Below are 26777 nucleotides of genomic sequence, written 5' to 3'. Positions count from 1 at the left end.
GGCGGGAGCTTAGGACTGGGAGAGCAGGTGGTGGATGGTGGCCCGCTGCACGTGGAAGCGGTTCTCGGCCTCGTCGACGACGCGGCTCCAGGGCCCGTCGAGGACGCTGTCATGGACTTCGAGGTTGCGGCGCACGGGCAGGCAGTGGGTGAAGATGGCTTCCTTCGCGGCCTTCTGCATGTGGGCGGCGGTGGGCATCCAAGAGCCGAGGTCCGCCATGGGCGCGGCAGCCAGGCCCGAGCTGGTGGAAGGTCCCCAGGCCTTGGCGTAGACGGCGGCGCTGCCTTCCAGGGCCGCGTCCTGGTCGGTCGTGTAGACGATCTTCCCGCCGGTGGCGGCGGCGTAGGCTTCGGCTTCGGCCCGCACTTCGGGTGCCAGCTCGTAGCCCTTCGGATGGGCCACGCGGATCTCCGCCCCGCAAGCCGCGGCCGTCAGCAGGAAGGAGTTGGGCACGGCCTTGGGCAGGGGCTTGATGTGCGGGGCCCAGGTGAGGGTCACGGGCACCTTCGTGCTGCCGTGGGCCTCCTGGATGGTGAGCAGGTCGGCGAGGCCCTGGTGCGGATGCTCGCGGGCGCTCTCCATGCTCAGCACCGGCACCGTGGAGAAGCGCCGGAAGGCGTTGATGACGGGATCGACTTCATCCTCCGCATCCCCGTTGCCGTGGCTGAAGGTGCGCACGGCCAGCAGGTCGGCGTAGCGGCCCAGCACGGGCACGCCCTCGCGCACGTGCTCGGCGCGGTCCTCGTTCATGATGGCGCCGTCGCGGTCCTCCAGCTTCCAGGTGCCCGCGCCCACTTCCAGCACGATGGCGTGGCCGCCGTGGCGCAGCATGGCCGCCTCGAAGCTGGCCCGCGTGCGCAGGCTGGGGTTGAAGAACACCATGCCCAGGATGCGGTCGGCAAAGATGGCGCCGGGGCGGTTGCGCTTCCACTCGGCGGCCGTGGCGAGGATCTCCTTGACTCCCGCGGGGCCCAGGTCCGAGATGCGGGTGAAGTGCTTCATGGCTGCTCCGGCTGGAAGGCATGGATGGCGGTGACGAGGGCGCTCAGGGCTTCGCCGCTGACGTTGAGGGGCGGCATCAGCCGCAGCACCGTGGCATCGCCCGAGCCGCCCACCAGGATGTGGTGGGCCAGGAGGTGCTTCTTGAGGGCGGCGGCATGGGCGCTGCGTAGGCCCAGCAGCAGGCCCTCGCCCACGACTTCCGTCACCACGGAGCCCACGAGCTCCTTCCGCAGCCTGGCCGCGGCAGCCATGGCATTGGGCATCAGGCCTTCGTGGGCGATGACCTCCACCGTGGCCAACAGGGCCGCGCAGGCCAGGGGGCCGCCGCCGAAGGTGCTCCCCAGATCTCCGCCCTTGAGCTTGGAGGCCACGGCAGCGGTCATGAGCAGGGCGCCCATGGGCACGCCCGAGGCCAGGCCCTTGGCCGACGTGATGAGGTCGGGCCGCACGCCATAGAACTGGGCGGCGAAGGGCGTTCCCATCCGCCCCATGCCGGTCTGGATCTCGTCGAAAATCAGCAGCGTGCCCGAGGCGTCGCACTTGGCGCGCAGGGCCCGGAACCATTCGCGGGAGGCAGTCTTGATGCCGGCCATGCTCTGGATGGGTTCGAGGATCACGCCGGCGATGCCGGAGAAGTCGGCGGCGGCCAGCGCGGCGAGGTCGCCGAAGGGCAGCCGCACCGTGGGCACCAGCTGGTCGGCGAAGGGCTCGGTGATCTTGGGATCGTCGGTGACGGACAGGGCCAGCAGGGTGCGGCCGTGCCAGCCGCCTTCGAAGGCGCCGAGCTGCTTGCGACCCGTGAGGAGCAGGGCCAGCTTCAGGGCGTTTTCGTTGGCCTCAGCGCCGCTGTTGCAGAAGAAGACCGAGTCCATGCCCGCGAAAGCCGTGATCTGGGTCGCGGCCTGATCCCGCACGGGAAGGGCGGCGGCGGCGGAGTAAAAGAGCAGTGAGGCGGCCTGGTTGGCCACGGCCTTCACCACCTTGGGGTGGCTGTGGCCCGTGGCGCACACACAGTGGCCACCGTAGAAGTCCCACCAGCCCCGGCCCTGGTCGTCGAAGACCCGGTCGCCCTCTCCTCGCACGAGCGGGAAGGGATAGGGGGCGTAAGTGGGGAGCAGGGCGGGGATGGGAAGGGTCGCGGTCATGCAGGCATCCTGTGCATATGCGCGCATGGAGGGTGCATAACCAAGCGGCAGATTGCATATTATGCGCGCTTGAAAAAGGGGTTCAAGCAGAAATTTGTGTGAATTTGGTGTGCTTTTGAAAAATCTTGTCTTGTTGAGATATGCAATTTCATGCATCATCCATGCATGGACTTGGATTCCCTCATCCTCCAGCTGCTGGACGGTGCCCCCATCACCGACCAGGGGGACCTTCAGGCCCGGTTGAAAGGCCAGGGCCACGAGCTGACGCAGTCCACCCTGTCCCGGCGGCTGAAGCGGCTGGGCGTGCAGAAGGTCCAGGGCCGCTATCGCCGTGTGGAGCCGGGCAGCCAGGTCCTTCCCGACGTGAGCATCACCGAGGCGCCGCCCAACCTGCTGGTGCTGCGCACGGCCCCCGGCTTCGCCCAGGCCCTGGGCCTCAGCCTCGACGGCGACCCCGTGCCGGGCCTGATGGGCACCCTCGCCGGGGACGATACCGTGTTCGTGGCCGTGCTGCCCGAGCGCTTGGCCGAGGTGAAGGCCCACCTGGCGCGGGTGTTGGCGGCACGCTGAGCGCGTCCTGCCCTACACTCGAAGGATCCTGTGGAGCCTTCATGGATCGGTTCGGAAGTTCGAAGCTGCGCATCGGCTGGGTGCTGGCCTGCCTGTTCGCCACGGGGCTGGTGGTCATGGCGGTGCGGGGCCAGCAGGGAGATGGGGGCTCGCAGATCCTGCTCTTCGGCACGGCCATTCCCCTGGGCGCCGACTCGCTGCGCTCCTACGCGGTGGGCAACCTGCAGGGCGTGATGTACTGGGTGGTGTCCCTGGTGGTGCTGCTGGGGGCCTTCGGCCCCGTGAGTCAGTGGACGGCCGCGGCTGCCCGCGGCGAGCGCTTCAAGGGCTTCTTCGTGGGCACGGGACTGGGCTTTGCCCATGGCCTCTTTCTTTCCCAGGTGGCGCTGATCCCCGTGTGGGCCCTGAGCTGGCGGCTCATCGGTGAGGCGTGGCCGCCGGAACTGCTCCGTGCGGATCTGCATGGGCTTCTGCTGGGCCTCCAGATGCTGCTGTGGGCCGTGCTGCTCTCACGCCTGCTGAAGTCCAGCGCGGGACTGGCCCTGCTCTTCACGCTGCTGCTCCGGGAGCTGGGGCCGCGCCTCAGCTTCTTCCTCGATTTCGGCCAGGACCTGGGCTGGAGCGCCGGCCAGGTGAAGGTGCTGGAGGTCATCGTCCGCCTGCTGCCCATGGCCCAGCTGCCTTCGGATCCCTTCTCGCCGCTGGCCCTGCCCCTGTCCATCGGCGGGCCGCTGGTGCTGGGCGCCCTGGCCATGCTGCTTCCAGCGGGTGGAAAGAAATAGCATCGTGCGCCCGCTGATCGCCGTTCTCCTCCCCGCGATCCTCGCGGCGCAGGGCGCCCAGGATCCCGCAGAGCTGCGGCAGAAGCTGGCGGCGATCCAGGGCCGGCTGGGCCAGGTGGACCAGCAGCTGGCCTCGCTGAAGAAGCGCCGCAAGGGCGTGCTGGTGGAGATCCAGGGCATCTCGCTGCAGCGGGACCGGGCCAAGGCCCAGGTGGAAGGGGCCCGCCTGCGCCGGGACCAGGCCCAGAACGAGGTGCAGGTCATCGGCCGCGAGCGGACGCGGATCCAGGGCGAGGTCCAGCGGCTCCAGGGGAGCCTCCGCAAGCAGGTGCGCTGGATGCAGGCCCTGGGCCCCTGGGGTGACGTCGCGCTCTACGTCACCTTCAAGGATCTGGAGGCCTGGCTGGTGCGGGGCCGCATGCTGGCCTGGGCGCGCCTGCAGGAGCGGAAGCAGCTGGGCCAGATCCAGCGGCTGCAGGGGGACTTGGCCTCCAAGGAGAAGGCCCTGAAGGAGGTCCTGGGGCGCCTGGCCACCGAGGAACGGGAGGCCGCCCAGCTCCAGGCCGCCCTGCGGCTCCAGGAGGAGAAGCTCAACAGCTTCCTCGATGGCCTGCAGAAGGACGAGGTGGCGCAGAAACAGGCCCAGGCGGAGCTGGCGGAGGAGGCCGTCCAGCTGGAGCGGCTGCTGGCGGGCCTGCTCAGCAAGCCCAAGGGCGAGGCCTTCGAGCCCGCCGTGGCCTTCGCCAACCTGCGCGGCGAGCTGCCCCAGCCCGTGGAAGGTACGCTGGCCCTGGGCTTCGGGGAGCACCTGCACCCGCGCTTCAAGACCAAGACCATGCAGAGCGGCCTGCTCATCAGCGCCCCCGGCGGCACCAACGTGGCGGCCGTGGCCGATGGCAAGGTGGCCTTCGCGGACTACTACCAGAGCTACGGCCCCATGGTGATCCTCGACCACGGCGGCGGCTGGTTCACGCTCTACACCCACCTGGTGGGCCTGGGCGTCACCAAGGGCCAGGTGCTCAAGGCCGGTGAATCCGTGGGCGCCGTGGGCGACACGGTGGACGGCCCGCGCCTGGGCTTCGAGATCCGCCACCAGGCCCAGCCGCAGGATCCGCAGAAGTGGATGAAGAAGCGGTATCGCTAGGATGAGAAAGCGGATCCCCGGCTTTGCCGAGGATCCGCGCGGGGGACCGGGGGTGTTCGCCCAGCGTGGCGGAGCGTGGAACCCCCGGAGGACATTCAGCGAACCATGCTGCTGGCGTTGAACAGAGGCACGTAGATGGCGAGGAGGAGGCCCAGGACGACGACGCCCATGAAGAGGATGAGCACGGGGCCGATGAGGCTGGTGACGGCGGTGGTGGCCTTCTCCACTTCGGAATCGAAGAAGTTCGCCACGTGGTCGAGCATCTCGGGCAGGGCGCTGCTCTGCTCGCCCACGCGGATCATCTCCACGGCCAGGGGATCCAGGACCTTGGCCTGCTCCAGGGACAGGTGGAGGCTGCTGCCGGCCCGGACCTTGTCCGTGATCAGGAGCAGCCCGGCCTTCATGCGCTCGCTGGGGCTGGTGCGCTGCACCACCTCCAGGGCCTGCACGACGGGCAGGCCGCCGGACAGCAGCACGCCCAGGGTCCGGCAGAAGACGCTGGAATGGTACATGCGGTACAGGGTGCCCACCTTGGGGAGCATCAGCAGCAGCCGCTCGGCCAGCTTGCGTCCGGCCTCGGAGGCCACCATCCAGCGGCCGAGGACGACCAGGCCGATGAGGATGAGGCCCTGCAACCAGAGGGTGGAGCTGACGAACTTGCCGGCGCCCAGCAGGATCCGGGTGAAGAAGGGCATCTCGATGTCGCCGCCGGCGTAGAACTCGGCGAAGCGGGGCAGCACCACGTTGAAGATCACGCCCAGGGCCAGGATCAGGACCAGCACCAGGAAGGTCGGATAGAAGAGGGCCTCGATGATGCGGCGGCGGCTGGTCTGCGCGAACTTCTGGAAGGACAGCCAGCGGGCCAGCACCTCCGGCAGGGTGCCGCTGCGCTCGCCCGCGACCACGTTGCTGCGGTAGATGGGCGGGAAGGAACCCGCCTGCTCCAGGGCGTCGGAGAAGGACATGCCCTCCCGCACCAGCTCCACCACCTGGGTGAGGCTGCGGCGCAGCTGGACATCCTTGCCATGGCCGACCAGCAGCTCCAATGACTGCAGGAGGGGGATGCCCGCCCTCAGCAGGGCCAGCAGCTCCTGGTTGAAGAGCACGAGGGACTCGGTCTTGAGCTGGTTCCGGCTGCGGAAGGCCGTGTCCGTCCGGGTGATCGCGAGGGGGAAGCCACCTTCGGCGAGGACGCGGGCCCGGAGGCTCTCGGCGCTGTCCGCCTCGAACTCGCGCACCAGCACTTCCCCGTTGGCATGAGTGAGTCGGACCGTGAATCGCATAGACCTTCGAGGATACCGGATAACCCGGAACGGGGTCGCCGCGGTAGCCTTCCTTGGAGCGTGTCGAAGTAATCGATAGGGGCTGCATTGACGGCAAAGGGCTTCCAGGCAAGGAAGTGGGCGCAGGGCGGTGCGGGTTCACCGTTCAAGCCCGGTGACGCAGCATGGGAGCCCTTTGCCATCAACCCTTCGGGCTGGGGTGGCAGCTCTCGGGATGCAGCGTCAGGCTCCTCGTCCTTGGAACCACCAGATTTCAGCATGTCTCGCGTATCGGCAAAGCCGATACCGAGAGGGCCTTCGTCACCTTCCTCGCCTCGCTCGGCTGACGCCCCAGTGCAGCCCCCACCCATTACTTGGACACGCTCCTAATCCGGAGGCATCGTGCCGCGCCCTTCCTTCGCCCTGATTCCCACGCTCACGCTGTCGCTGGTCGCCCAGGCACCCCCGGCGGCCCCCCTGCGGGTGGGTGAGGCGCCACCAGTGGATCTGGACCTGACCACGGCCGACTCCACCGCCCTGCTGCCTCGGGACAACCGGGACGCCACCCAGGTGGAGGCCGCCCGGCAGCGCTGGCTCCCCCTGGTGGCGGCGCTCCGGGAGGCCCCGGCCGTGCGGCTCCGCCTGCCCCTGGGGGAGGCGCGCATCCCACTCCTGCTGGCGGCCGCCCAGGCCCTCAAGGCCCAGGCTCCGGGCCAGCGGCTCTACGTGGCCTTCGATCCCAAAGCGGTACCCGTCCTCGACGAGACGGCCTGGGGCGCGGTGGATGGCGGGGCCCTGCTGCCTTCGGACCTGAACGTCGATTCCACGCTCTGGCGCACCCAGCTGGCCCAGGCCCAGGAGACCTTCCCCGGCCGTGCCTGGACCCTCTGGCTGCCGAAGGACCCCGGCGCCCAGGCCGCGACGCTGATGGGTGACGGGGGCCGGCTGGTGGTGCCGGCCGGAGGCTCCTCCGCGCAGCTCGCCGCGCTCATCCCCCAGGGGTTCGTGGAGGTCGAGGGCGGGGTGGGCGACCTCACCCTGCGCAACCGGGCTGGGGAGGCCAAGCGCTGGACCTTCGCGGATGGCAGCTGGACCGCGGTGCCCCTGCCGAAGGAGCGCCACGAGGTGGCGGTGACTGCGGCGGACGCCTACGACGTGGGCGCCCTGCTGGCGCAGGTCCGCGTCGCGCACCTGCGCTCACGGGCAGCCGTCCGCACCCTCCAGGCCAAGGCGGACCTGGACCTGCACATCCAGGGCTCGCGGGGCCCCGGCGGGGACATCGGCTTCACCTTCGGCTACTTCGAGCAGGCCGGGGACTGGCCCGAGCTGCTGCAGAAGGAGGTGCGGCTGAACGGGGTGAGGGCCAACCTCACGGGCGAGGTGCAGCTGCCCCTCATCGAAAGCCGCCAGTCCGTGTCCCTGCCCGTGGCCCTCAGCCTGGCGGAGCGGTACCGCTACCGGGACGGCGGGCCCGCGGGCCCCGGCCGGCGCCTGCTGCGCTTCGAGCCGGTGAGTCCGGATCCCCTGGCCTACGCGGGGGAGCTGGAGGTGGAGGAGGCCACCGGGAAGATCCTCGTGGAACGGCGCGAGCGGAACGACCTGCCGGGCACGGTGAAGAGCGAGCGCGAGATCCTCACCTACGGCACCGTGGCCCCCGGGGTCTGGCGCCCCGTGGCCGTGAAGACCTACGAGCGCTGGGTGAGCACCGATGGCGTGGTGCAGGTGCAGCGGCGCTTCACCTACCGCGACTTCGCCCTGAACAGTGACCACTTCCTGGCCGAGCGGGACGCCGCGCGCACCTCGAATGACACCATGCTCAAGGTTACGCCGGAGGGCGCCCGCTACTTCACGCGCCAGGAGGACGGCACCCGGAAGATCGACGAGAAGGCCAAGAGCAGCGGCCGGGCCCTGGCGGGGCTGGTGCTGGTGGATCCGGGCATGACGCCCCCGGTGATGCCCCTGGGCGGGTTCGTGTATTTCGACTACAACGCCTTCGGCAAGGGCGTGCAGCTGAACGCCCTCGTGGCGGGGGTCTTCGACACGATCAACCTCGCCATCCCCCGCGGCCTCGGCGGCTTCGATGTCAGCGCCAATGCCATGGGCCTGTTGTTGAAGGGCACGGACCGGCCTGTGATCGACGGGAAGCTGGCCAACAAGGATGGCGTGGGCCGGCGCTTCGGCATGGCGGGCGTGGAGCTGGGCCACGACCTGGGCCTGGGCTTCCGGCTGGAGGGCCGCGGCGACTTCCTCTACGACGACTACAGCGAGGGAGAGACCAAGTACCGCACACCGGGCTACGCCCTGCCGCCCTCGGGGCTCACGAAGGTGGGCACCCTGCAGGGTTCCTGGCTGTTCCGGGGCTTCCAGATCCGCGGTTTCCACGGGTGGGGGAAGCGGCCCGAGGGCACCTACGGCACGGCGGCGGATCCCCAGGTCGTACCTGAGGGAGGGGACTTCAAGCGCTATGGCGGCAGCCTCGGCCTGGACCGGGAGGTGAAGCCCGGGTTCTGGTTCCACGGCGAAGCCGGCTGGGTGGGGGGGCGCGCCTTCGACCGGTTCAACTCCCTGGACGTGGGCGGGCTGGGCTCCATGGTGCGCATCGCCGGCATCCGCTCCAACGCCATCGCCGCCGACCAGGTGGCCTACGCCAAGACCGCCCTCGCGATTCCCACCGGGCCGAACCTCCGGCTTTCCGTGAGCCTGGAGCATGGCCGGGCCCGGGGCCTCGATGACGGGAAGACATACGGGGTAACAGGCCTGGGCCTTGTCGGGGACCTTCCGGGGTTCTGGTGGTTCACGTCCGTGCGCGTGGACCTGGGCATCGGCCTGCAAAGCGATATCGCCGGCGTAAAGACGGTGAGCGGATATGTCGCGCTGCTGAGGTTGTTCTAGCCGATGGGTTCGCCCGGATCCCGGGAAGGGAGGTCTCGCGTATCGCCGGAGGTGATACCGAGAGGACGGTGAGCGGCTACGTCGCGCTGTTGCGGCTGTTCTGATCGGAGATGGCCTTCCGGGCCTTCTCGCGGTGCAGGACCTGGAAGCTGATGGGGCCCAGGTTGCGGCGCTTGTAGGTGTGCAGCTTCGCGTTCATGACCTTGAAGGCCTCGACCATGGTGGCGCAGAAGGCCACCTCGCCTGCCTTGTCCTTGAGGCCGCCCCGCTCGAACACACTGAGAGCCTGGCCGTGCAGTCCGACGAAGATGGCCTTGATGTGCTGGCGCTCCATCTCGCGCAGGACGCCCTCCATGGCCACCAGGCCGCTCACGTCCGCGCTGGGCACCTGTTCCATGCGCAGGATGATCACGCGGACATCATCGCCGATGGCCCGCATGGCGTTCAGGGCCCGCTCAGCCGCACCGAAGAAGAGGGGGCCGGAGAGGTCGTAGATCACCACGCCGTCCGGCAGGGGGCCGGGCAGGGCGCGGTGGTCCGGTTGGCTCAGGTGGCCTTCCGACACGCTGGCCATGCGCCGCATGAAGAGCAGCGATGCGAGCACGATGCCCACAGTCACGGCGATGACCATGTCGAACACGACGGTGAGGAAGTAGCAGGTGAGCAGCACGGCCACGTCGCTCTTGGGGGCCACCCGTACCGTGTGGAAGAAATGCTCGACCTCCGACATGTTCCAGGCCACGAGCAGCAGCAGGGCCGCCAGGCTGGCCATGGGCAGGAAGCTGATGAGGGGCGCCAGGAGCAGGATGGCCAGCAGGATGGTCAGGGCGTGGGCCATGGCGGCGACGGGGGTGCGCCCGCCGAACCGGAAGTTGGTGGCCGTGCGGGCGATGGCCCCGGTGGCCGGGATGCCGCCGAAGAAGGGGGCGATGACGTTGCCCACGCCCAGGGCCAGCAGCTCGGCGTCCGGGTCGTGGCGGGTGCGGGCCATGCCATCGGCCACCACGGCGGAGAGCAGGGACTCGATGGCCCCCAGCATGGCCACGGCGAAGGCGCTGGGCAGCAGCAGGCGGATGGTGCCGAGGCTCAGTCCCATGGTCTGGCCATCCACGCCGGGGGCGCTCCAGGGCCACAGGAAGGAGGGTGGCACCTGGGGGATGCCGGCCACTAGGTGCCCGTTCACCATGGTGTGGAAGCGGCTGCCGATGGTGTCCACCGTGAAACCCGGGATCCAGCGCCCCAGGACCCAGGCGGCCAGGGCTGCCAGGGGCAGGGCCAGGAGCGGCGCGGGGATCTTCCGTAGGAATTTCGGGAGGCGGGCCAAGCGTCGCTTGGGCAGCCGAGGGGTGAGCAGGATGGCCAGGGTGCCCAGGCCGATGAGCAGCTCCCAGGGGGAGACCGTGTGCCAGGCGCGGCCCATGGCGCCGAGGCGCTCGATGAAGTGGTCCGGGACGTGATCAAGCTTCAGCCCGAACAGGTCCTTGACCTGGAGGACGGCGATCACGGTGGCGATGCCCGAGGTGAAGCCGGTGGTCACGGGGAAGGGGATGAACTCGATGAGCTTGCCCATGCGCAGCAGGCCCATGCCGATGAGCATGAGCCCGGCCAGCAGGCCGGACATCAGCAGGCCCGAAAGCCCGAATTTCACGTAGAGGGGTGCCAGCACGACGATGAAGGCCGCCGTGGGCCCAGCCACCTGGATCCTGGAACCACCCAGCAGGGCCGTGATGAACCCGGCGATGATGGCGGTGTAGAGGCCCTGCTGGGGCGGTACGCCCACGGCGATGGCCAGGGCCATGGCCAGGGGCAGGGCCACGATGCCCACCAAGAAGCCCGCCGTCAGGTCCCGCTTGAACTGGCGTCCCGAGTAGCCCTCGGCGAGCACCGCCCGCAGGGCGGCCGCCGGCAGGGCCCGGAGGGGGACGGTGGTCGAGGGATCCTGGAAGCGCGTGCGGGCCATGACTACCCTCGAGGTGGCAACTCCGTCTGGATCTGCTCCAGAGTGCGGATCGTCTCCTGGTCATCCGGGCGCTCACCGGGCTGCTTCCGGCACAGCCTCTGGATGAGGTCCACGAGGTCCGGTGGGAGATCGGGGCGCAGGACGGCGAGGTCGGGAAGGGGCGTCTTCTGGTGCTGCTCGAGGATTTCGAAGGGGGTCTCGCCATCAAAGGGGGCATGTCCCGCCAGCAGCTCGAACAGCATGATTCCGAAGGCGTAGCGGTCGGCGGCGGGGCCCACCTGGGCCTTCAGCTGAGCCTCGGGGGCAGCGTATTTCGGGGTTCCCAGGAAGGCGTAGGTGGTGGTCAGGGTCGTGGAGTCGACGATGCGCGAGATGCCGAAATCCATCACCTTGACCTGGTCGCCGTCGAAGATCACGTTCCCGGGCTTCAGGTCGCGATGCACGATGCCCAGGCCATGGGCGTGAGCCATGGCACCCGCGATCTCCAGCGCGATGCGGATGGACTCGGACAGGGAAGGCGGCCCGTCCTCGCGAAGCTTCTGATCCAGCCTTCGTCCGGAAATGTATTCCATCGCCAGCCATGGCGTTCCGCTCTCGGGTCCCGGATCCAGCATCCGCACCAGGTTGGGGTGATCAAGCATTGCTCCCAGCTTGGCCTCCTGCCTGAAGCGGCGGAGGAACTCGGGGTCATCGTGGCGGTAGGGGTGCAGCAGTTTGAGGGCCACCGGCCGCCGGGTGGCGGTGTGGTAGGCCAGGTAGGTGCTGGCGAATCCACCGCGGCCGAGGAGGCGCTCGATCCGGTAGGGGCCGAGCTGTTCCGGCTCCTTGAACGAGGCCTCTGGGCGAGTCCGACCGCGCCGCCAGCGGAGGAATGCCGCGCCTCCGAGCACCGAGAGCAGGGCGAGGAGCCAACCGAGGCGGGGGGCTCCCCCCCCCGTTGGATTGGTTTCCGGAGCGCGGGTGGGTGGGGGGGCCGGGCGAAGGGGTGGGCTCTGGACGGGAGCCGGGACCGCCGTCTGGGGGGTGGATTGGCGTGACCGCTCCTGCTGGGCGGCCGGGCCCTGCAGCGGTGCGGAGGCGATGGGGGAAGGGGCCTCCTGGATCGGCTTCGAGGCCGGGGGCGGGGCCGGTTCCACCATCGGGGGTGGGGCGGGGGCGGGGACGGCCCGTCCTTTTGGGGTGGCGTCGGCGGGGGGCGGTTGGGCAGGGAGCTCCTTGGGGACCTGGAGCGCCGCGATCCGGCGGGCGAGGGCATGGGCGAGCACCTCGCGCTCTGTCTTTGGCTCCCCGTAGTGGGTGGCTCTGCCCAGAGCCGCCTGGGCCGGCTCGAGCTCCCCCGATTCCAGGAGGCACCGGGCGAGGTGGGTGTAGGGGGCGTAATTCTTCAGCAGGTTGTTGCCGTAGATGATGACCTGGGCGGCCGGCACGGGCCTGAGTTCGATGGCCCGGCGGTAGGCCGCCGCCGCGGTCGTCCACTGCCCCTGGCGTTCTGCATCGAGCCCATCCTGATAGGCGGCATAGAACGTGGGCTGGCTCTGGGCCATCAGAACGGGGGTCATCCACAACCCAAGGCACCTGCGCCCCACCTCAACCCCCCACGAAGAGGTAGCGGAGAAGACGTTCCAGGGGCTTGCGGTCGAACTGGGCGATGGCGGACAGGTCCAGCCGGTGCTCGCGGATCCGTTCGGTCCCCAGGGAAGTGGACCCCGTGTGGGTCAGGAGTTGATCCACCTCGAGCGCCTGCGAGACCCGCCGGTTGGACCAGCCGTACCGGTAGGCCACATCGAGGCCCAGGGCCCCCCGCTTGAGGCCACTGCCGATGGAGACCCGGTACATGATGCGCTGCAGGCCGGTCAGCGCGTCCACCACCGGCTGCGGTTCGCGACTGAGGCCACCCCGGATGGGAATCACGGATCCGCTGGGGGTGATGTGCAGGAATTCCGTTCCGAGGTGGAGGTCGGTGGCGTTCGGAGTCCGGCTTCCCTTGTCGAAATCGAAGAAGCTCTGCCCGTTCAGCCGGGTGGAATCCGACATGTACCGGGTGGTGGACCACAGGGTGTGCGACAGGTCTGCCGTGATGAGCCACTGGTCGGTGGGACGGTAGGCATAGCCCACGCCGGATCCCGAAGGCCAGTGCAGCCCCGTGGTCATGGGGGATCCGGTGAATCCACCCTGGGGGAGGTTGGTGGCCAGCTGGGTGGCAAAGGTGTAGTCGGCGTGGAACCCCGTGCGGTGGACGAGCCCGAAGCTCCAGGTGGGCCAGCGCCAGATGAGGCCGAGGTTGAGGTTCTCGCCGTCCACGGCATTGGTCTGGCGGAAGGTCACGGCCGCCGTGGTTGCCCCCGAGGTGTGGAGGCTCGCCGAGGTGATGTCCCAGCGGCCGCGCCACTGGTTGTAGGAGAAGCCCGCGAGGACCCGCTGCGACAGCTCGTAGGCGGCTGCGAACGAATAGAGGTCGATCTGCCCGGTCTGGGTGATGTCCTGGACCAGGTTGGACGGCAGTTGGGAGGAGGTGGTGACGGGGGATTCGGTCAGGGTGCGTTGGGTGTGGTCGGTGAGGGCGAAAGCCCGCTGGATGGACAGCTGGAGCACCAGGTTCCGGCTGCCGACCTGCAGGGGGGCGGTGGCGGAGATGAACAGCGGGTCGAAGCGGGTACTGCTGACGAGGGAATCGCTGACGGCCAGGACCCGGCCCCGGTTCGAGGTCTCGAAGTCTTCGTACCGCACGGAGCGCTGGGTGCCGCGAGCCACGAAGCTGACTTCGGGATGGAGAAGCTGTGCCAGGCCCGCGGGGTTGAATGAGACTGCGGTCGCATCGTCCGCCACGGCGATGAAGGCCCCCCCCAGGCCCATGGCGCGGGCTCCGGCGCCCTGCACGGTGAAGTTGGTGCGGGACTGTTCCGAGATCAGGGTGCCGATGGGCGTCTGCGCTGACAACACCATCCCGCCCCCTCCGAGGAGGAGGAGCCAAGGGATGAGACCCGGCGCGCTGCGGAGAAGTTGCACTCGTCAATCATGCCCGGGTTGGGGCCTCCCCGCAGCGGCTGTGACCGCCGTCGCAGTCAGGCCGCTCAGGAGGCCGTGAGGACGGTCCGGATCTGCCGCGAGAGGCTGTCCATGAAGGCGTACCGTTTGGCGTACATGGACCGTTTATTGGGCTTGATCTCCTCTGGCCCTCTCCGGGGGGCCTTCAAGGGCAGTTGGTACCAGCCATCAGGCTGGCGGATGCCCCCGGCTTCCAGCCAAAGGTCGTCGTAGTCGAAGAGGATCTTCTTGGCGGGGCCGAGAATCCTGGCCCGGGCCACATGGATGTCATTGCCCACCCCGAGCAGACTGGCCACGCGCAGGGACCGCGCGACCTCCTGGGCCACGAAGGCCATCAGTGCCTTGGGCCGAAGGCCATGCATGGCCTTGGTGGCGAGCTTGATGGTCTCCTCATCGCCGCCCTTCCGGCCCTGCAGGGCGCCGACATAGCAGGTCCAGCCCGTGGGGAGGCGCTCCAGGGAGCAGGCGAAAGAGCTGACGGAGCCCGGGATGCCGTCGATCTCCAGGAAGACGCCGATCTCCCCCTCTTTGCGGAACTGAGCGTCGGCGCGCATCCGGAGGTTCATGGCCCCCGTCTTCTCGAGGGGGATCCTGGCCAGCAGGAGCCCGTCCTGCCGGAGCATGGCCTCCTGGAAGACTCCGCCCTTCGCGTTCACGAAGAAGTAGGTTTCGCGGATCACCTTGAAGCGCCTGGACCAGCCCCACCGGCGGGACATGTAGGTTCCCATGGGCCGGAAGGCCAGCCTGGGATTGGCCGTCACGAAGGGCCGGATGACCGCTTCCTCCAGGAAGGAGAACCAGCCCTGGACGGCGGCCTCCCGGAGGACGGCCAGGGCCGCCCAGCGGAGGTGCCTTTTGAGGTGCTTCCCCTGCCCAGGTGGTGTCCCATAGGCCTGGGCGCTGTAAGCCCAGGCCTTCCGGGAGACCTGGATGTAGCCTTGGATCACGCGTAGAATCCGCGGTACTTCATGGCCTGGGCGACGCGGTCGAGGGCCAGGATGTAGGCGCCGATGCGGGGGTTGGTCTTGTACTTGTCCGTGGTGGCGAAGGTGGCCTGGAAGGCGTGGGTCATGTAGTCCACGAGCCGCTCGTTGACCTCGCGCTCGCGCCAGTAGAAGCCCTGGCGGTTCTGCACCCACTCGAAGTAGCTGACGGTGACGCCCCCGACGTTCGCCAGGATGTCCGGCACCACGAGGACCCCATGCTCGAGCAGGATGGGATCGGCCTCGGGGGTGGTCGGCCCGTTGGCACCTTCCACGATGACCTTGGCCCGCACGTGGGCCGCGTTCTCCTCGGTGATCTGGTTCTCGGAGGCGGCCGGCACCAGGATGTCCACGGCGTGGGTCAGGAGCGAGGCGGCCTCCATGGGCTCCGAACCCTTGAAGCCGGTGACGGTCTTCGCTTCGGCCACGTGCTTCAGCAGCGCGTGGATGTCGAGGCCGCGGTCGTTCTTGATGGCACCCTTGAGGTCGCTGACGGCCACGATGCGGGCGCCGGCCTCGTGCAGCAGGCGCGCGGCCTGGCTGCCCACGTTGCCGAAGCCCTGCACGGCCACGGTGGCGCCGGCCAGGGGCTTGCCCAGGCGCTGCATGGCCTCGCGGGCGGTGATGAGCACGCCGCGGCCGGTGGCCTCGTTGCGTCCCAGGCTCCCCCCCAGACCCAGGGGCTTGCCGGTCACGACGGCGTTCTCCGTCCGCCGGACGTGCATGTTGTAGGTATCGAGCACCCAGGCCATGGTCTGGGCGTCCGTGCCCATGTCCGGGGCGGGCACGTCGCGGTCAGGGCCGATGATGTCCATGATCTCGGCGATGTAGCGGCGGGTGAGCCGCTCTTTCTCGCCCACGCTGAGGCGGTTGGGATCGCACACGATGCCGCCCTTGCCGCCGCCGAAGGGCACGTCCACCACGGCGCACTTCCAGGTCATCCAGGCGGCCAGGGCCTTGATCTCCTCCAGGCTGACGTTCAGGTCGTAGCGGATGCCGCCCTTGGCGGGGCCGCGGGCCACGTTGTGCTGGACGCGGTAGCCCGTGAAGACCTCCCAGTGGCCATTGTCCATGAGCACGGGCAGGCTCACGATCATGGACCGGTTGGGGGCCATGAACACCTTGAAGAGGGCGTCATCCAGCCCGTAGAGCTGGGCGGCCACCCGCAGCCGGGCTTGCATCGCTTCGTAGGGATTGATCGGGGCGGCGGGCATGGAGGTCGTCTCCTAGGAGCGGACTTCGGAATCGGGATGGGTTTCGGCGGGCAGTTCGAGCTCGAGGCCGGTGCTCCACAGGCCTTCGAGGTTGTAGTGGCGGCGGGTCTCCTCGTCCATGACGTGGACCACGAGGTTGCCGTAGTCGAGCAGGACCCAGTTGCCGTTGGCCTCGCCCTCGCGGGAGATGGGACGCTCGTCGGCCAGTTTCAGGGCATCCTCGATGGCTTCCGCGATGGCGCGGTTCTGACGATCGCTGCCGCCGCTCATGAAGGCCATGGTGTCGGTGAAGCTGGCGATCTGGCTCACGTCCACGAGGCGGATGCGGAAGGCTTTCTTGGACCGGGCGGCGTCGACGACGGTCGCGAGCCGGGAATCAAGGGTCATGCGGGCTCCAGAGCAGGCTAACGATACAGGTTTTCGGTTCGGATGGTACCCAGAACTTGGGGGGGGAGCCCCCCGGGATCCTCGTCCGGCAAGGCTTGCAGCCGCGTCCGGAGCTTCGAGGAGGCCAGGTCCAGGTCAGTGGCGGGCAGGGCCACCAGCTCGCCGGGCCGCCCACTCCAGGTGGTGGAGGTGTGGAGCCCTGGCACCTCAGGCAGCAGGAAGGGGGCGCCGGGGCGCAGGGCCACGGCGGCCGAGGCCAGCTCGAAGATGCGCTCCGGCCGGCGCCAGGTGGGCAGGCCAGGCAGCTGGTCGCTGCCCATGAGGAGGATCCAGGACCGATCCGGCTCCCGCTCGGCGAGGGTCTCCAGGGTGTCCACGGTGTAGCTGGTGCCGCCGCGCTGGAGCTCCAGCGGTTCCACCCGGCACCGGGGGTCGAACCCCGCCAGGGCCTCTTCGAGCAGGCGCAGGCGCGCTTCGGCGCCGGGTCCTCCGGGATCGGGCTTGTGGGGGCTGAGGGCGGTGGGGACGAAGCGCAGTTCATCCAGGTCAAGGTGCTCCAGAGCCAGGCGCGCCAGCTTCAGATGGCCTTCATGAGGGGGATTGAACGCTCCCCCGAGGAGGCCGATGCGCACTACCAGACCTCGTCTTTGGGGGTGGCCTTCTTCTGGCCGGCCAGCACCTTCAGGGCATCGTCCACGGCGAAGGCCAGCTCGCGCAGCCCCTCGCCGGTGACGCCCGAGATGAAGATGGGTTCCTGGCCGCGGGCCTTGCAGAGGGACACAAAGGCATCGCGGCGGCTGTCGTCCTGGAGGGCGTCCAGCTTGGTGCCCACCAGCCAGCGGGGCTTGGCGGCCAGCACGGGGCTGAAGGCCTGCACCTCGCCCTCGATGATGCGGACGGCGTAGGCGGGCTCTTCCATGGGGTCGGAGAGATCCACCAGCTGCAGCAGCATGCGGGTGCGCTCCACGTGGCGGAGGAACTGGATGCCCAGGCCGGCACCACTGGCGGCGCCCTCGATGAGGCCGGGGATGTCGGCGATGACCCAGGAGTCCATGATGTCGCCGCCGAAGCGGTCCAGGCTCACCACGCCGAGCTGCGGCTCCAGGGTGGTGAAGGGGTAGTCGGCGATCTTGGGCCGGGCCGCGCTGAGGCGGCTCACCAGGGTGCTCTTGCCCGCATTGGGGAAGCCCACCAGGCCCACGTCGGCGATCATCTTGAGCTCGAGGTCGAGGTTGCGCTCCTCGCCGTCCTCACCGGGCTGGTGGTGGCGCGGGGTGCGGTTGGTGGAGCTCTTGAAATTCGTGTTGCCCAGGCCGCCACGGCCACCGCGGGCCACGCAGACCTCCTCGGCGTGGGAGAGCAGCTCCGCCAGCACCTCGCCGGTGTCGCCGTCCTTCACCACGGTGCCGAGGGGAACCTCCAGCCAGATGTCCTTGCCATCGCAGCCGTGGCGCATGCAGCCCTCACCCTGGCGCCCGCGCTCGGCGCTGAAGTCGCGCTTGCTGCGGTAAGGGTTGAGGGTGTTCAGGGCCCTGTTGGCGCGGAGGAACACGGAGCCGCCCTTGCCGCCGTCGCCGCCGTCGGGGCCGCCCTCGGGGGCGAACTTCTCGCGGCGGAAGCTCATGGCGCCTGCACCGCCGTGGCCGGCAGCAACGCGGAGCTGGACTTGGTCAAGGAACATGGTGGGTCTTCACTTCCTGGTGGGTGTGGAATGAGCACAGGCCGGGCTCCGCCCGGCCTGTGCGTGGGGGCTCCGGGGGTGTGCGCGCAGCGCGGGACCCCCGGACAACATCAACCCTCGATGGGATCGATGTGGATGAAGCGGCCGCTCTGGCCCTTGTCCTGGAAGCGCACCTTGCCGTCGATGAGGGCGAACAGGGTGTGGTCCTTGCCCATGCCGACGTTGATGCCGGCCTTGAACTTGGTGCCGCGCTGGCGGACGAGGATGGAGCCGCCGGTGACCTGCTCACCGCCGAACTCCTTGACGCCGAGGCGCTGGGAGTGGGAATCGCGACCGTTGCGGCTGGAACCTACGCCTTTTTTGTGAGCCATGGAATTACCTCTTCAGTTTGGATGTCGTGTGAATTGGAAGGCTGTTCTCTACCTGTTTTCGCCTGCGGCGAAAACAGCCGGACTAGGCCTTGATGCTCTTGATCCGCACTTCCGTGTAGTTCTGGCGATGGCCCTGGGTGCGCTGGTAGGTGGTGGTGCGCTTCTTCTTGAAGATGATCACCTTCTTGGCGCGGTCATGGGTGACGACGACGGCCTCGACGGTGGCGCCGGCCAGGGTGGGCTTGCCCACCTTCAGGTCGCCGTCGTTGTCGATGAGGAGCACCTGATCGAAGGTGACGGCCTGCTTGGGATCCTGCTCCAGCGTCTCGACGCGGATGACGTCGCCTTCGGAGACGCGGTACTGCTTCCCGCCGGTCTTGATGATTGCGAACATGAAAACCTCTTTGGTTGGGGCACATGGGCGGCAGTCCATCGGACGCGCTTGGGAGCCCATGGCCAGGGCAAGGCCCATCAGTATGCGGGGAAAGGCCTGTTCTCTCAAGGGAAATTCATGAACCTGGGGGCATTGGGTTCCAGGGAGTCCCCCCTGATGGGATGATCGGGATCCGGAGACTCCCATGGGCCGCGACTTCCAGACCTTCCTGAAGCAGCTCGAGGCCGCTGGCGAGCTGGCCCGGGTGGCCCCCGAGGTGGATCCCTATCTGGAAATGGGGGCGGTGGCCGACCGGGTCTCCAAGGAGCCCGGAGGTGGCAAGGCCCTGCTCTTCGAAAAGCCTACCGGCAAGGCCATGCCCGTGGCCATGAACGCCTTCGGCAGCCTCAAGCGCATGGAGGTGGCCCTGGGTGTGGACCAGGAGCCCCGCGGCCTGGATGCCATCGCGGACCGCATCGAGAAGCTGGTCCAGGAGGCCATGCCCAAGCCCGGCACGGGCTTCTTCGAGAAGCTGGCCAAGCTGCCGGTGCTGGCCGAAGTGAGCAACTGGATGCCCAAGAGCGTGCGCAGGGGCATCTGTCAGGAGATCGTGCTCAAGGGCGACCAGGTGAAGCTCAGCGACCTGCCGGTGCTCACCACCTGGCCCGAGGACGGCGGCCCCTTCATCACCCTGGGCATGAGCCACACCCGCAATAAGCAAACCGGGCACCGCAACGTGGGCCTATACCGCCTGCAGGTCTACGACGACCGCACCCTGGGCTTCCACACCCAACTGCACCACGACGGCGCCCGCAACCGCCATGGCTACGGCAAGGACGAGCGCATGCCCGTGGCCGTGAGCTTTGGCGGCGATCCGGCGCTGACCTACGCGGCCACGGCACCCCTGCCGCCCTTCCTCAGCGAGGTGATGTTCGCGGGCTTCCTGAGGGGCGAGGGCATTGAGATGGTGTCCTGCGTGACGAACGACCTAGAGGTCCCGGCCGATTCGGAGCTCGTCGTCGAAGGCTACGTGAACCCCGGCGAGCTGCGCCGCGAGGGCCCCTTCGGCGACCACACGGGCTACTACTCCCTGGCCGACGACTACCCCGTGCTGCACGTGGAAGCCATCACCATGCGGAAGAACCCAGTCTTTCCCGCCACCATCGTGGGCCGTCCGCCCCAGGAGGACGCCTATCTGGGCCTGGCCACCGAGCGCATCTTCCTGCCGCTCCTCCGCATGGTGCTGCCCGAGATCCGCGACATGCACCTGCCCGCGGCCGGCGCCTTCCACAACCTTGTGATCCTCTCCATGAAGAAGGAATACCCGGGTCATGCACAGAAGGTGATGAACGCCATCTGGGGCACGGGCCAGATCATGTTCACCAAGGGCATCGTGGTGGTGGATGAGGACATCGATCCGCACGACATGAATGAAGTCCTCTTCCGCCTCACCAGCAACGTGGATCCCAGGCGCGACATGCTGTTCACGGAAGGCCCGCTGGACGTGCTGGACCACGCCGCCGACCGCTTCGCCTTCGGCAGCAAGGTGGGCATTGATGCCACGCGCAAGAACCGCCCCTGGGATGGCTATGCCAGGGAATGGCCCCGCGATCTGGTGTTCCCCGACGAGCTCCTGGATCGGGTGGGCCGGCGCTGGAAGGAGTACGGATTCTAAGCTTCACGGGGCCGTCACAGGGGCTCCCCATACTGATCGTTTTCCGGAGGTTCCATGCGCAGGTCCTTCACGATCCCGGTCCTGGCCCTGGCCTTGTTGCTGCCCGGTGCTCCGTCCCTGTGGGCGCAGGCCCCGGCTCAGGCCGATCAGGCCAAGGCGTGGGCCACCTTCCTCGGAGCCCCTCCAGCCGTGGATTCGGACGGAGGCAAGGCCGATCTCGCCATCGTGTTGTGGCATCAGAGAACCCGGACGGCACCGGAGGTGCAGCGTGCCCTCTCGGAAGTGAAACTCGGACTGGGGGCCTATGCGCAGGCGATCGGAGTCCCCCTGGAGGAGGCCCGGTACCCGAAGACGGCCGCACTCATCGACAAGGTGGGGAAGGACATCAAGGTCGTCACCGATGGCCTCAAGAAGCACTTCATGAGGCCCCGTCCCTACCAGGCGGATCCCCGGGTCCGCCCCGCCATCGAACTGGAGACCAGTCCCTCCTATCCCAGTGGCCACGCGACCCGTGGCCTGGCCTACGCCATGGTGCTGGCCGACCTGGTCCCGGAGTGGCGGGAGGCCCTGCTGGCCCAGGGCCGTCTGGTGGGTGTCGATCGAGTGATCGGCGGGGTCCACTATCCCTCCGACATCGAAGCCGGGCAGCGACTGGCCGAGAAGCTCGGGGCTGCCTGGCTGGCCGATCCGCAGAACCGGACCCTGGTTGAGGCGGCCCGGGCGGCCGAATGGCCGGGGCTCGCCAAGCCCTGATCGGATTCCATGTGCCATGCCCCCGGGCGAGTCTCAAGGTGCAGGCTGGCGGGGGCTCAGAAGCGGACCGTGATCCCCGCCTGCAGGGCATCGGCCGTGAAACCGCTGGCCACCTGCGAGTGCAGCCACCGGGCCTCGGTGCCCACGGTGGCGTTCCACTGGTAGCCCACGCCGAAGGCCAGGCCAGCCTTGGTGGTGTCGCTGCTCACCTTGGAGGTGGGGTCCTTGTGCTCGAAGGACCAGCGGATGGCCGACAGGCCGGCGGTGAGATACAGCCCTTCGGGTTTTCCCGCGACGAAGTAGAGGTAGTCGCCGCCCAGACTGAGGTAGGAAGCCGTCTGCTTCACTGTCGCGAACGAAGCCTCCGGGTAGACGCTGTAGTCGAGGCGCGGGCGCACCATGTGGCCATCGCCCAAGTCGAAGGTCCCATGGACCCCGATCCCGGGTCCCGGCTTGCTGTCCACATAGGTTTTCAGGTCGCCCAGGGGGACGTTCACCAGGCCCTGCACGCCATACCTGGGTGCTTCGGCCAGGAGAGACCCGGTAGCCGCGACCAGGATGGCCAGGATGGGAAGCGACGAGGTTTTCATGATTCCTCCCGGGAGGTGGCGGACTCGACTGGAACCGCCTTGGGACCCGGGTCCATTTTCCCATGGAATGCGAGTGGCCGGCCAGGTTTGATGAAAGAAAACATGGGTAGAAATAAAGAACTAAATTGAGTTAGTCATTGTGGTCGAGAGATTATCGATAAAAAAAGGCGCCCGTCTGGGCGCCTTTTCGAAGGGAAGGTGGAGCCTACTCGCCGCCGTCCGTGCGGCGCTCCTTGAGGCGGCCGGCCTTGCCGAGCTTCTCGCGCAGGAAGTAGAGCTTGGCGCGGCGGACCTTGCCATGGCGGATGACTTCCAGCTTGTCGATGGTGGGGCTGTTGAGGGGGAAGATGCGCTCGACGCCCACGCCGCTCGCGACCTTGCGGACGGTGAAGGAGGTGCGCATGCCGCCGCCCTTGATGCCGATGACGATGCCCTGGAAGAGCTGGATGCGCTCCTTTTCGCCTTCCTTCACCTTGACGTGCACCTTGACGGTGTCGCCGGGCTGGATGCGCGGGAGGTCGTGGCGAAGCAGGCTGGCTTCGAGCTGATCGATGATGTGGCTCATGTGGGCTCCTGGGCCAGCGGTCCCACACCGAGTTCGGCGGACATGGCTCGAAAGTCCCCAGACGGGGAGTCCACCAGTCTAGCGGAAACCGGCCGGAAGGGAAGCGCTCATTCGCGCCTCCACCCCTTCCACCCCTTGGGCTTCGGCCGGTCCCAGTCCGCGGGATGCTCCACCTGCCAGGCGCACCATTGGGCGGGGCGGTCCAGGCCGGGCAGGCGCTCCTGGAGGAAGGTGGCCCAGAGGTCGGGCCGAAGCCGCCGGGTGCGGGCCATGGCCTCCCGGAGGCGCCAGAGGCGGATGGCCCCGTGATCGCCGCCCTGGAGGACGCCGGGCACCTCCAGGCCTTCGAAGGCCGCGGGGCGGGTGTAGTGGGGGTGGTCCAGCAGGCCCGTGGCGAAGCTGTCCTGCTCCGCGGAAGCCTCGTTCCCCAACACCCCGGGCAGCCAGCGGCAGACGGCATCGATGAGGAAGAGGGCCGGCAGCTCGCCGCCGCTGAGGACGGCCTCGCCGATGCTGAACTCCTCGTCGATGCAGCGCTCGACGGCCCGCTGATCCAGCCCCTCGTAGCGGGTGCAGACCAGGATCAGCTGATCCAGCCGGGCCAGCTCCAGCACCCCGGCATGGGTGAGCGGCGGGGCCGCGGGGCTGAAGTGGATGACGCGGCTCGAGCCCTGCCGGGGCACGGAAGCCAGGGTGTCACGCAGCACCTCGGGGCGCAGCACCATGCCGGGGCCGCCGCCGAAGGGGGAGTCGTCCACGTGGCCAAAGGCATTGCCGGCGAAGGGGCGGTAGCTGTGGGTGTGCAGGCCGTGCCCCCGCTCCCGGAAGGCGCGTCCGGTGATGCCGAGGCGGGCCACCTCGAAGAATTCGGGGAAGAGGGTCAGGGCATCGAAACGCATCAATGCACCAGCGCGTGGAAGGCTTTCACGCAGGTTCGTGCGATCAGGCCGAAGCTGGAGGCGAAATAGAGGGTATTCCCCAGGGACGCGGCGGCGCCAATCCAGGCCCAGGCGGGGCGTTCCTCCAGCAGGGCCGCGCCCAGCAGGCAGAGGATGGCCGCCGGAAGCTGGTTGCCGAAGGGAAGCGGAACGGGGAGCGCCAGCAGGAAGCCCGTCCAGGCGATGCAGGCGCCCATCCAGCGGTGGCTCAGGGGCCGCTGCTGCGCACCCCGCCACCGGAACCGGCTGAGCTGCGCCTCGAACTTGGCGAGGGCGTTCTTGATGTGCCCCTTGTGGATGGGCTGGGCCTGGACGCGACGGGGGACCCAGGGATGGTGCGTGCCCCAGAACAGCTGCGCGCCCAAGCCAATGAGCCCGATGCCGCCCACCGGTGCCAGGCCGATGTTCAGCCCCGGGATGAGGTTCGGCAGCGAGAGCAGCAGCACCAGGAATCCATAGGTCTGTTCGCCAGCGGCATCCAGAAGCTCTCCCAGCGTGATCTCGCCTTCCGCGTCGAGGAGGGCGTGAAGGGTCTCGAAGAAGGGCTTGGGCGTGGGTTGCACCCGTCCAGCATGACGGAAAAAAAGTCCTCAGTCCTCAGTCCTCAGGGGTTTGCGCGAATGTCCTTCGCGCACCAGCTGTCCGCAGGCCCCGGCCACATCCTGGCCCCGGCTGCGGCGAACGCTGACCGGGAGATCCGCCTCGGACAGCAGGCGGCAGAGGGCGCTGATGCGGGTCTCGTCCGGAGGCTCGAAGCCCGAGCCCTCATGGGGATTGAAGGGGATGAGGTTCACCTTGGCGGGGAAGCGGCGGGCGAAGGCGACCAGGCGGCGGCCGTCTTCGGGGCCGTCGGTCAGGCCCTTCAGCAGCACGTACTCGAGGGTGATGCGCTCGCCGGGCTGCAGGGGGAAACGGCCCAGGGCCGCCGCCAGAGCCTCGAGATTCCAGACACGGTTCACCGGCATGATGGCCGAGCGGTGTGCGTCGGTGGTGCCATTCAGGCTGAGGGCCAGGCGCGGGCGGCGGGTGAAGGCGCCCAGCCGGTCGATGCCGCTCACCAGGCCCGAGGTGGACACGGTGATGCGGCGGGGCGGGATGGCAAGACCCTCCGGATCGGTCAGCGTGGCGAAGGCGGCCATGAGGTGGTCGAAGTTGTGCAGTGGCTCGCCCATGCCCATGAAGACCAGGTTGACCGGACGGTCCGCGGGGTGCCCGTGGTGGTTCAGCATGGCCACCACCTGGCCCACGATCTCGGCCGCCGTGAGGTTGCGGATGATGCCCATCTGGCCCGTGGCGCAGAAGGTGCATCCCATGGCGCAGCCCACCTGGCTGGAGAGGCAGAGCGTCACCCGGTCCTCGTAGGGCATGTGGACGCCCTCCACCTGCTTCCGGTCCCCCAGCTCGAACACATGCTTGGTGGATCCGTCCAGCGAGCTCTGGCTCTGGATGATGAGGGGCCAGGCCAGATCCACCTCGGCTTCGAGCCGGCTGCGAAGGGCCTTCGAAAGGTTCGTGAACTGCTCCCACTGCGTCCATCGCTGGCGCAGCAGGCCGGAGAAGACCTGCTTCCCCCGCCAGGCGGGTTCACCCAGGCCCGCCAGCAGCGAGCCCAGTTCGGCGCGGTCGAGGCCCGCGGCGTTGGGACGCGGGCCGGGTCCGGCTTCCGGCGCCGGGGCGTCCCAGAGCGCGGCCACCCTCAGTCCATCCGGATCTTGAAGGACTTCATCAGGTGCAGGTCGTCCTCTGAGAAGGGCTGAGGTGCTTCCGGGTCCTCGGAATCCGAGGCTTCCCGGGGGCCGATGTTCATGGGGGAGGCCTCCAGGATCAGCATCAGGCCGTAGCCCTTGGCCTGGATCTGGAAGGCGAGGTCCCGACAGTGGTCATCCTCGGACAGAGCCTTCACCAGGGAATCGCCCAGCTCGCTCACCAGGTGATGCAGATGGTCTGGCAAGTCCATGGCCCCTCCCTTCCATCAGGATAACAGTGGGGGTTCTACAGTCCGGTCGGGTCAGCCCAGACCGAACCAGACCCGTACCTGCCGGGCCCACTGGGACCGGCGGCCCTCCTTCGGCAGCGGCACCTCCGCGGCCTGCGATTCCCGGCGTTCCATCAGGTCCACCAGCCGATCCAGAAGTTCCGGCTCGCGCTTCAGGGAGGCCTCGAAGGCCTCCTTGGGCAGCTCGAGGACTTCGGCCTCCGTGGCGGCCACCACCGTGGCGTTGCGGGGAGCGCCCGTCAACAGGCTGGCCTCGCCGAACCACTGGCCCGGACCCAGATCCGCCAGGGGTTTCCAGAACAGTCCCGTGTAGGGGTCCTGGCGCTCCTCGGCGCGGACCACCTGGAGGGTGCCGCGGTGGACGGCGAAGAGGGAATTGCCGGGGTCGCCCGCGCGGATGACGCCCTCCCCGGGGGCCAGCAGGCGTCGCCGCAGGTGGGGGCGGAGATCCTCGATCCAGTGCTCGGGAAGGCCCAGCTCGCGGACGATGTCGCCCATCAGGGCGGTTCCGGGTACGGGCTCCGGGAAGGCCACCAGCGGGGTGGGGCCATGCGGACCCATCAGCCGGAATCCCTCCCGGGGGAGGACCGTGGCCGCCAGCCGCGTGGCCTGGAAGGTGGCCTGGCGGCCATGCCGGAAACCCAGGGCCCAGAAGCGCATCTCCAACACCGCCCCGCCCATGTCGGTGCTGTGGACCACCACCTCGGGGTAGTGCGGCGGGTGGTGGGGCAGGCCCGCCAGGGCCCGCGTCAGCCGGTCGATGGCCGCGTGCAGGTCGGGTCTCGGTTCGACGATGACCTTGGCCGTGCGCCGATGGAGCCCGGAGGGCACGTAGAGGTTGGTCACGACGGCCTGGGCGATGACTCGGTTGGGCAGGATGTCCATGTCGCCGTTCTCGGTGCGGAGCTGCACCGTGCGCCAGGTCATGGCCTCCACCTGCCCGATGAGCGTTTCGCGACCCGGCCCGCCCCGCAGGTTGCCGGTGATCTCCACCCAGTCCCCTTCGCGGAAGGCCGGGTCCAGGTGCAGGGAGATCCCCGCGAAGAGGTTGCCGAGCACCTCCTGGAGGCTGAGGCCCACCACGGCCGCGGCGATGGCGCCGGTGCCCAGCAGCTGGCCCAGGCTCACCTGCAGGACTTCGCGCAGCATGCCGCCCGCGGCCACCAGGTACAGCGCCACGACGATGAGGTCCCTGGCGAAGCCCGGGGTGGCGGTCTGGCGGTGGCTCAGCAGGGGGTCGAGCAGCAGGAACGAGACGAGCCGGACGGCCCCGTAGGCCAGGGCGGACCAGAGGATCACGTCGGCGGCCCGATGGACGGCGGGGTGCGGCGTCATGTGCGGCAGCACGAAGGCCGCCGCCACCAGCAGGAGAACCAGCAGGACCCAGGCCACCATGCGGCGCGGCGCGCTGACCCTCTCCCGCAGATCCCTGAACATGGGGAGAGGATA

The 26777-nt window shown here is 68.7% G+C and carries 26 protein-coding genes; 6 read left to right on the top strand and 20 right to left on the bottom strand.

What is annotated here, in order from left to right; genetic code table 11:
• Positions 1–9 precede the first annotated feature (9 nt).
• Together QOZ81_RS15185 and QOZ81_RS15180 are read right to left on the bottom strand one after the other, a co-directional pair.
• Complete coding sequence (locus tag QOZ81_RS15185) at positions 10–1002, bottom strand: N-acetylornithine carbamoyltransferase (protein WP_291204368.1); 993 nt, start codon at positions 1000–1002, stop codon at positions 10–12.
• Complete coding sequence (locus tag QOZ81_RS15180; protein ID WP_291204370.1) at positions 999–2147, bottom strand: aspartate aminotransferase family protein; 1149 nt, start codon at positions 2145–2147, stop codon at positions 999–1001. The genes QOZ81_RS15185 and QOZ81_RS15180 overlap by 4 nt, the downstream gene beginning before the upstream one ends.
• 165 nt (positions 2148–2312) lie before the next feature.
• Between QOZ81_RS15180 and QOZ81_RS15175 the strand changes: the two genes are divergently transcribed.
• From QOZ81_RS15175 to QOZ81_RS15165, 3 genes are read left to right on the top strand one after another with little or no spacing between them, the layout of a single operon-like run.
• Positions 2313–2717 (top strand): hypothetical protein, encoded by a 405-nt coding sequence (locus QOZ81_RS15175; RefSeq protein ID WP_291204373.1) that lies wholly within the window; start codon positions 2313–2315, stop codon positions 2715–2717.
• A 41-nt stretch (positions 2718–2758) separates the two neighbouring features.
• Positions 2759–3499: a hypothetical protein gene (locus QOZ81_RS15170; RefSeq protein WP_291204375.1), complete on the top strand. Its 741-nt coding sequence runs from the start codon at positions 2759–2761 to the stop codon at positions 3497–3499.
• Between the two features lie 4 nt (positions 3500–3503).
• Complete coding sequence (locus tag QOZ81_RS15165; protein ID WP_291204378.1) at positions 3504–4643, top strand: murein hydrolase activator EnvC family protein; 1140 nt, start codon at positions 3504–3506, stop codon at positions 4641–4643.
• A gap of 95 nt (positions 4644–4738) precedes the next feature.
• Here the strand turns inward: QOZ81_RS15165 and QOZ81_RS15160 are convergent, their stop codons facing one another.
• Complete coding sequence (locus QOZ81_RS15160) at positions 4739–5926, bottom strand: type II secretion system F family protein (protein ID WP_291204381.1); 1188 nt, start codon at positions 5924–5926, stop codon at positions 4739–4741.
• Positions 5927–6307: 381 nt separating this feature from the next.
• Here QOZ81_RS15160 and QOZ81_RS15155 point away from each other — a divergent pair, with 381 nt between their 5' ends.
• Positions 6308–8797, top strand: coding sequence for a hypothetical protein (locus QOZ81_RS15155; RefSeq protein ID WP_291204384.1), 2490 nt, complete (start codon positions 6308–6310; stop codon positions 8795–8797).
• A 76-nt stretch (positions 8798–8873) separates the two neighbouring features.
• Here QOZ81_RS15155 and dauA read toward each other — a convergent pair whose 3' ends face one another.
• From dauA to rplU, 10 genes are all read right to left on the bottom strand, one after another.
• On the bottom strand, positions 8874–10757 hold the full coding sequence (dauA, locus tag QOZ81_RS15150; protein WP_291204386.1) for a C4-dicarboxylic acid transporter DauA: 1884 nt from the start codon (positions 10755–10757) through the stop codon (positions 8874–8876).
• A 2-nt stretch (positions 10758–10759) separates the two neighbouring features.
• Positions 10760–12316 carry a serine/threonine-protein kinase gene (locus tag QOZ81_RS15145; RefSeq protein WP_300714961.1) on the bottom strand — a complete coding sequence of 519 codons (1557 nt, stop codon included), beginning with the start codon at positions 12314–12316 and terminating at the stop codon, positions 10760–10762.
• 28 nt (positions 12317–12344) lie between these two features.
• Complete coding sequence (locus QOZ81_RS15140) at positions 12345–13700, bottom strand: OmpP1/FadL family transporter (RefSeq protein ID WP_341849987.1); 1356 nt, start codon at positions 13698–13700, stop codon at positions 12345–12347.
• Between the two features lie 128 nt (positions 13701–13828).
• Positions 13829–14749, bottom strand: coding sequence for a DUF535 family protein (locus QOZ81_RS15135; protein ID WP_291204398.1), 921 nt, complete (start codon positions 14747–14749; stop codon positions 13829–13831).
• A complete protein-coding gene (locus QOZ81_RS15130; RefSeq protein ID WP_291204400.1) occupies positions 14746–15999 on the bottom strand; it encodes a Glu/Leu/Phe/Val family dehydrogenase in 1254 nt (417 codons plus the stop codon). Before QOZ81_RS15130 ends, QOZ81_RS15135 begins: the two co-directional genes overlap by 4 nt.
• 12 nt (positions 16000–16011) lie before the next feature.
• The gene (gene rsfS / locus QOZ81_RS15125) at positions 16012–16386 is read right to left on the bottom strand and encodes a ribosome silencing factor (RefSeq protein ID WP_291204403.1); all 375 of its coding nucleotides are present in this window, start codon (positions 16384–16386) and stop codon (positions 16012–16014) included.
• A gap of 17 nt (positions 16387–16403) precedes the next feature.
• Positions 16404–17018, bottom strand: a complete 615-nt coding sequence (gene nadD / locus QOZ81_RS15120) for a nicotinate (nicotinamide) nucleotide adenylyltransferase (protein ID WP_291204405.1) — start codon at positions 17016–17018, stop codon at positions 16404–16406.
• Positions 17018–18067 (bottom strand): GTPase ObgE, encoded by a 1050-nt coding sequence (gene obgE, locus QOZ81_RS15115; protein ID WP_291204408.1) that lies wholly within the window; start codon positions 18065–18067, stop codon positions 17018–17020. The genes nadD and obgE overlap by 1 nt, the downstream gene beginning before the upstream one ends.
• Before the next feature lie 110 nt (positions 18068–18177).
• A complete protein-coding gene (gene rpmA, locus QOZ81_RS15110) occupies positions 18178–18438 on the bottom strand; it encodes a 50S ribosomal protein L27 (protein WP_285576631.1) in 261 nt (86 codons plus the stop codon).
• 82 nt (positions 18439–18520) lie between these two features.
• The gene (gene rplU, locus QOZ81_RS15105) at positions 18521–18832 is read right to left on the bottom strand and encodes a 50S ribosomal protein L21 (protein WP_291204412.1); all 312 of its coding nucleotides are present in this window, start codon (positions 18830–18832) and stop codon (positions 18521–18523) included.
• A gap of 184 nt (positions 18833–19016) precedes the next feature.
• Here rplU and QOZ81_RS15100 point away from each other — a divergent pair, with 184 nt between their 5' ends.
• On the top strand, positions 19017–20486 hold the full coding sequence (locus tag QOZ81_RS15100) for a menaquinone biosynthesis decarboxylase (protein ID WP_291204415.1): 1470 nt from the start codon (positions 19017–19019) through the stop codon (positions 20484–20486).
• Positions 20487–20540: 54 nt separating this feature from the next.
• Positions 20541–21239 carry an acid phosphatase gene (locus QOZ81_RS15095; protein WP_291204417.1) on the top strand — a complete coding sequence of 233 codons (699 nt, stop codon included), beginning with the start codon at positions 20541–20543 and terminating at the stop codon, positions 21237–21239.
• Positions 21240–21295: 56 nt separating this feature from the next.
• Here QOZ81_RS15095 and QOZ81_RS15090 read toward each other — a convergent pair whose 3' ends face one another.
• From QOZ81_RS15090 to QOZ81_RS15060, 7 genes are all read right to left on the bottom strand, one after another.
• On the bottom strand, positions 21296–21829 hold the full coding sequence (locus tag QOZ81_RS15090) for an outer membrane beta-barrel protein (protein ID WP_291204420.1): 534 nt from the start codon (positions 21827–21829) through the stop codon (positions 21296–21298).
• 205 nt (positions 21830–22034) lie between these two features.
• Positions 22035–22394 carry a 50S ribosomal protein L19 gene (gene rplS / locus QOZ81_RS15085; protein WP_291204423.1) on the bottom strand — a complete coding sequence of 120 codons (360 nt, stop codon included), beginning with the start codon at positions 22392–22394 and terminating at the stop codon, positions 22035–22037.
• Between the two features lie 107 nt (positions 22395–22501).
• Positions 22502–23293, bottom strand: coding sequence for a tRNA (guanosine(37)-N1)-methyltransferase TrmD (gene trmD / locus QOZ81_RS15080; protein ID WP_291204426.1), 792 nt, complete (start codon positions 23291–23293; stop codon positions 22502–22504).
• On the bottom strand, positions 23293–23895 hold the full coding sequence (locus QOZ81_RS15075; protein ID WP_291204429.1) for an exopolysaccharide biosynthesis protein: 603 nt from the start codon (positions 23893–23895) through the stop codon (positions 23293–23295). Before QOZ81_RS15075 ends, trmD begins: the two co-directional genes overlap by 1 nt.
• Before the next feature lie 27 nt (positions 23896–23922).
• Complete coding sequence (gene rlmN, locus QOZ81_RS15070) at positions 23923–25026, bottom strand: 23S rRNA (adenine(2503)-C(2))-methyltransferase RlmN (RefSeq protein WP_291204432.1); 1104 nt, start codon at positions 25024–25026, stop codon at positions 23923–23925.
• A gap of 2 nt (positions 25027–25028) precedes the next feature.
• Positions 25029–25289, bottom strand: coding sequence for a hypothetical protein (locus tag QOZ81_RS15065; protein WP_291204435.1), 261 nt, complete (start codon positions 25287–25289; stop codon positions 25029–25031).
• 51 nt (positions 25290–25340) lie between these two features.
• Complete coding sequence (locus tag QOZ81_RS15060; protein ID WP_291204438.1) at positions 25341–26765, bottom strand: mechanosensitive ion channel family protein; 1425 nt, start codon at positions 26763–26765, stop codon at positions 25341–25343.
• Positions 26766–26777 lie beyond the last annotated feature (12 nt).

The organism is Geothrix sp., from assembly GCF_030219325.1.
GTDB lineage: Bacteria > Acidobacteriota > Holophagae > Holophagales > Holophagaceae > Geothrix.
Note: the sequence above shows the minus strand (reverse complement) of the source record. Positions and strands in the feature narration are given on the sequence as shown.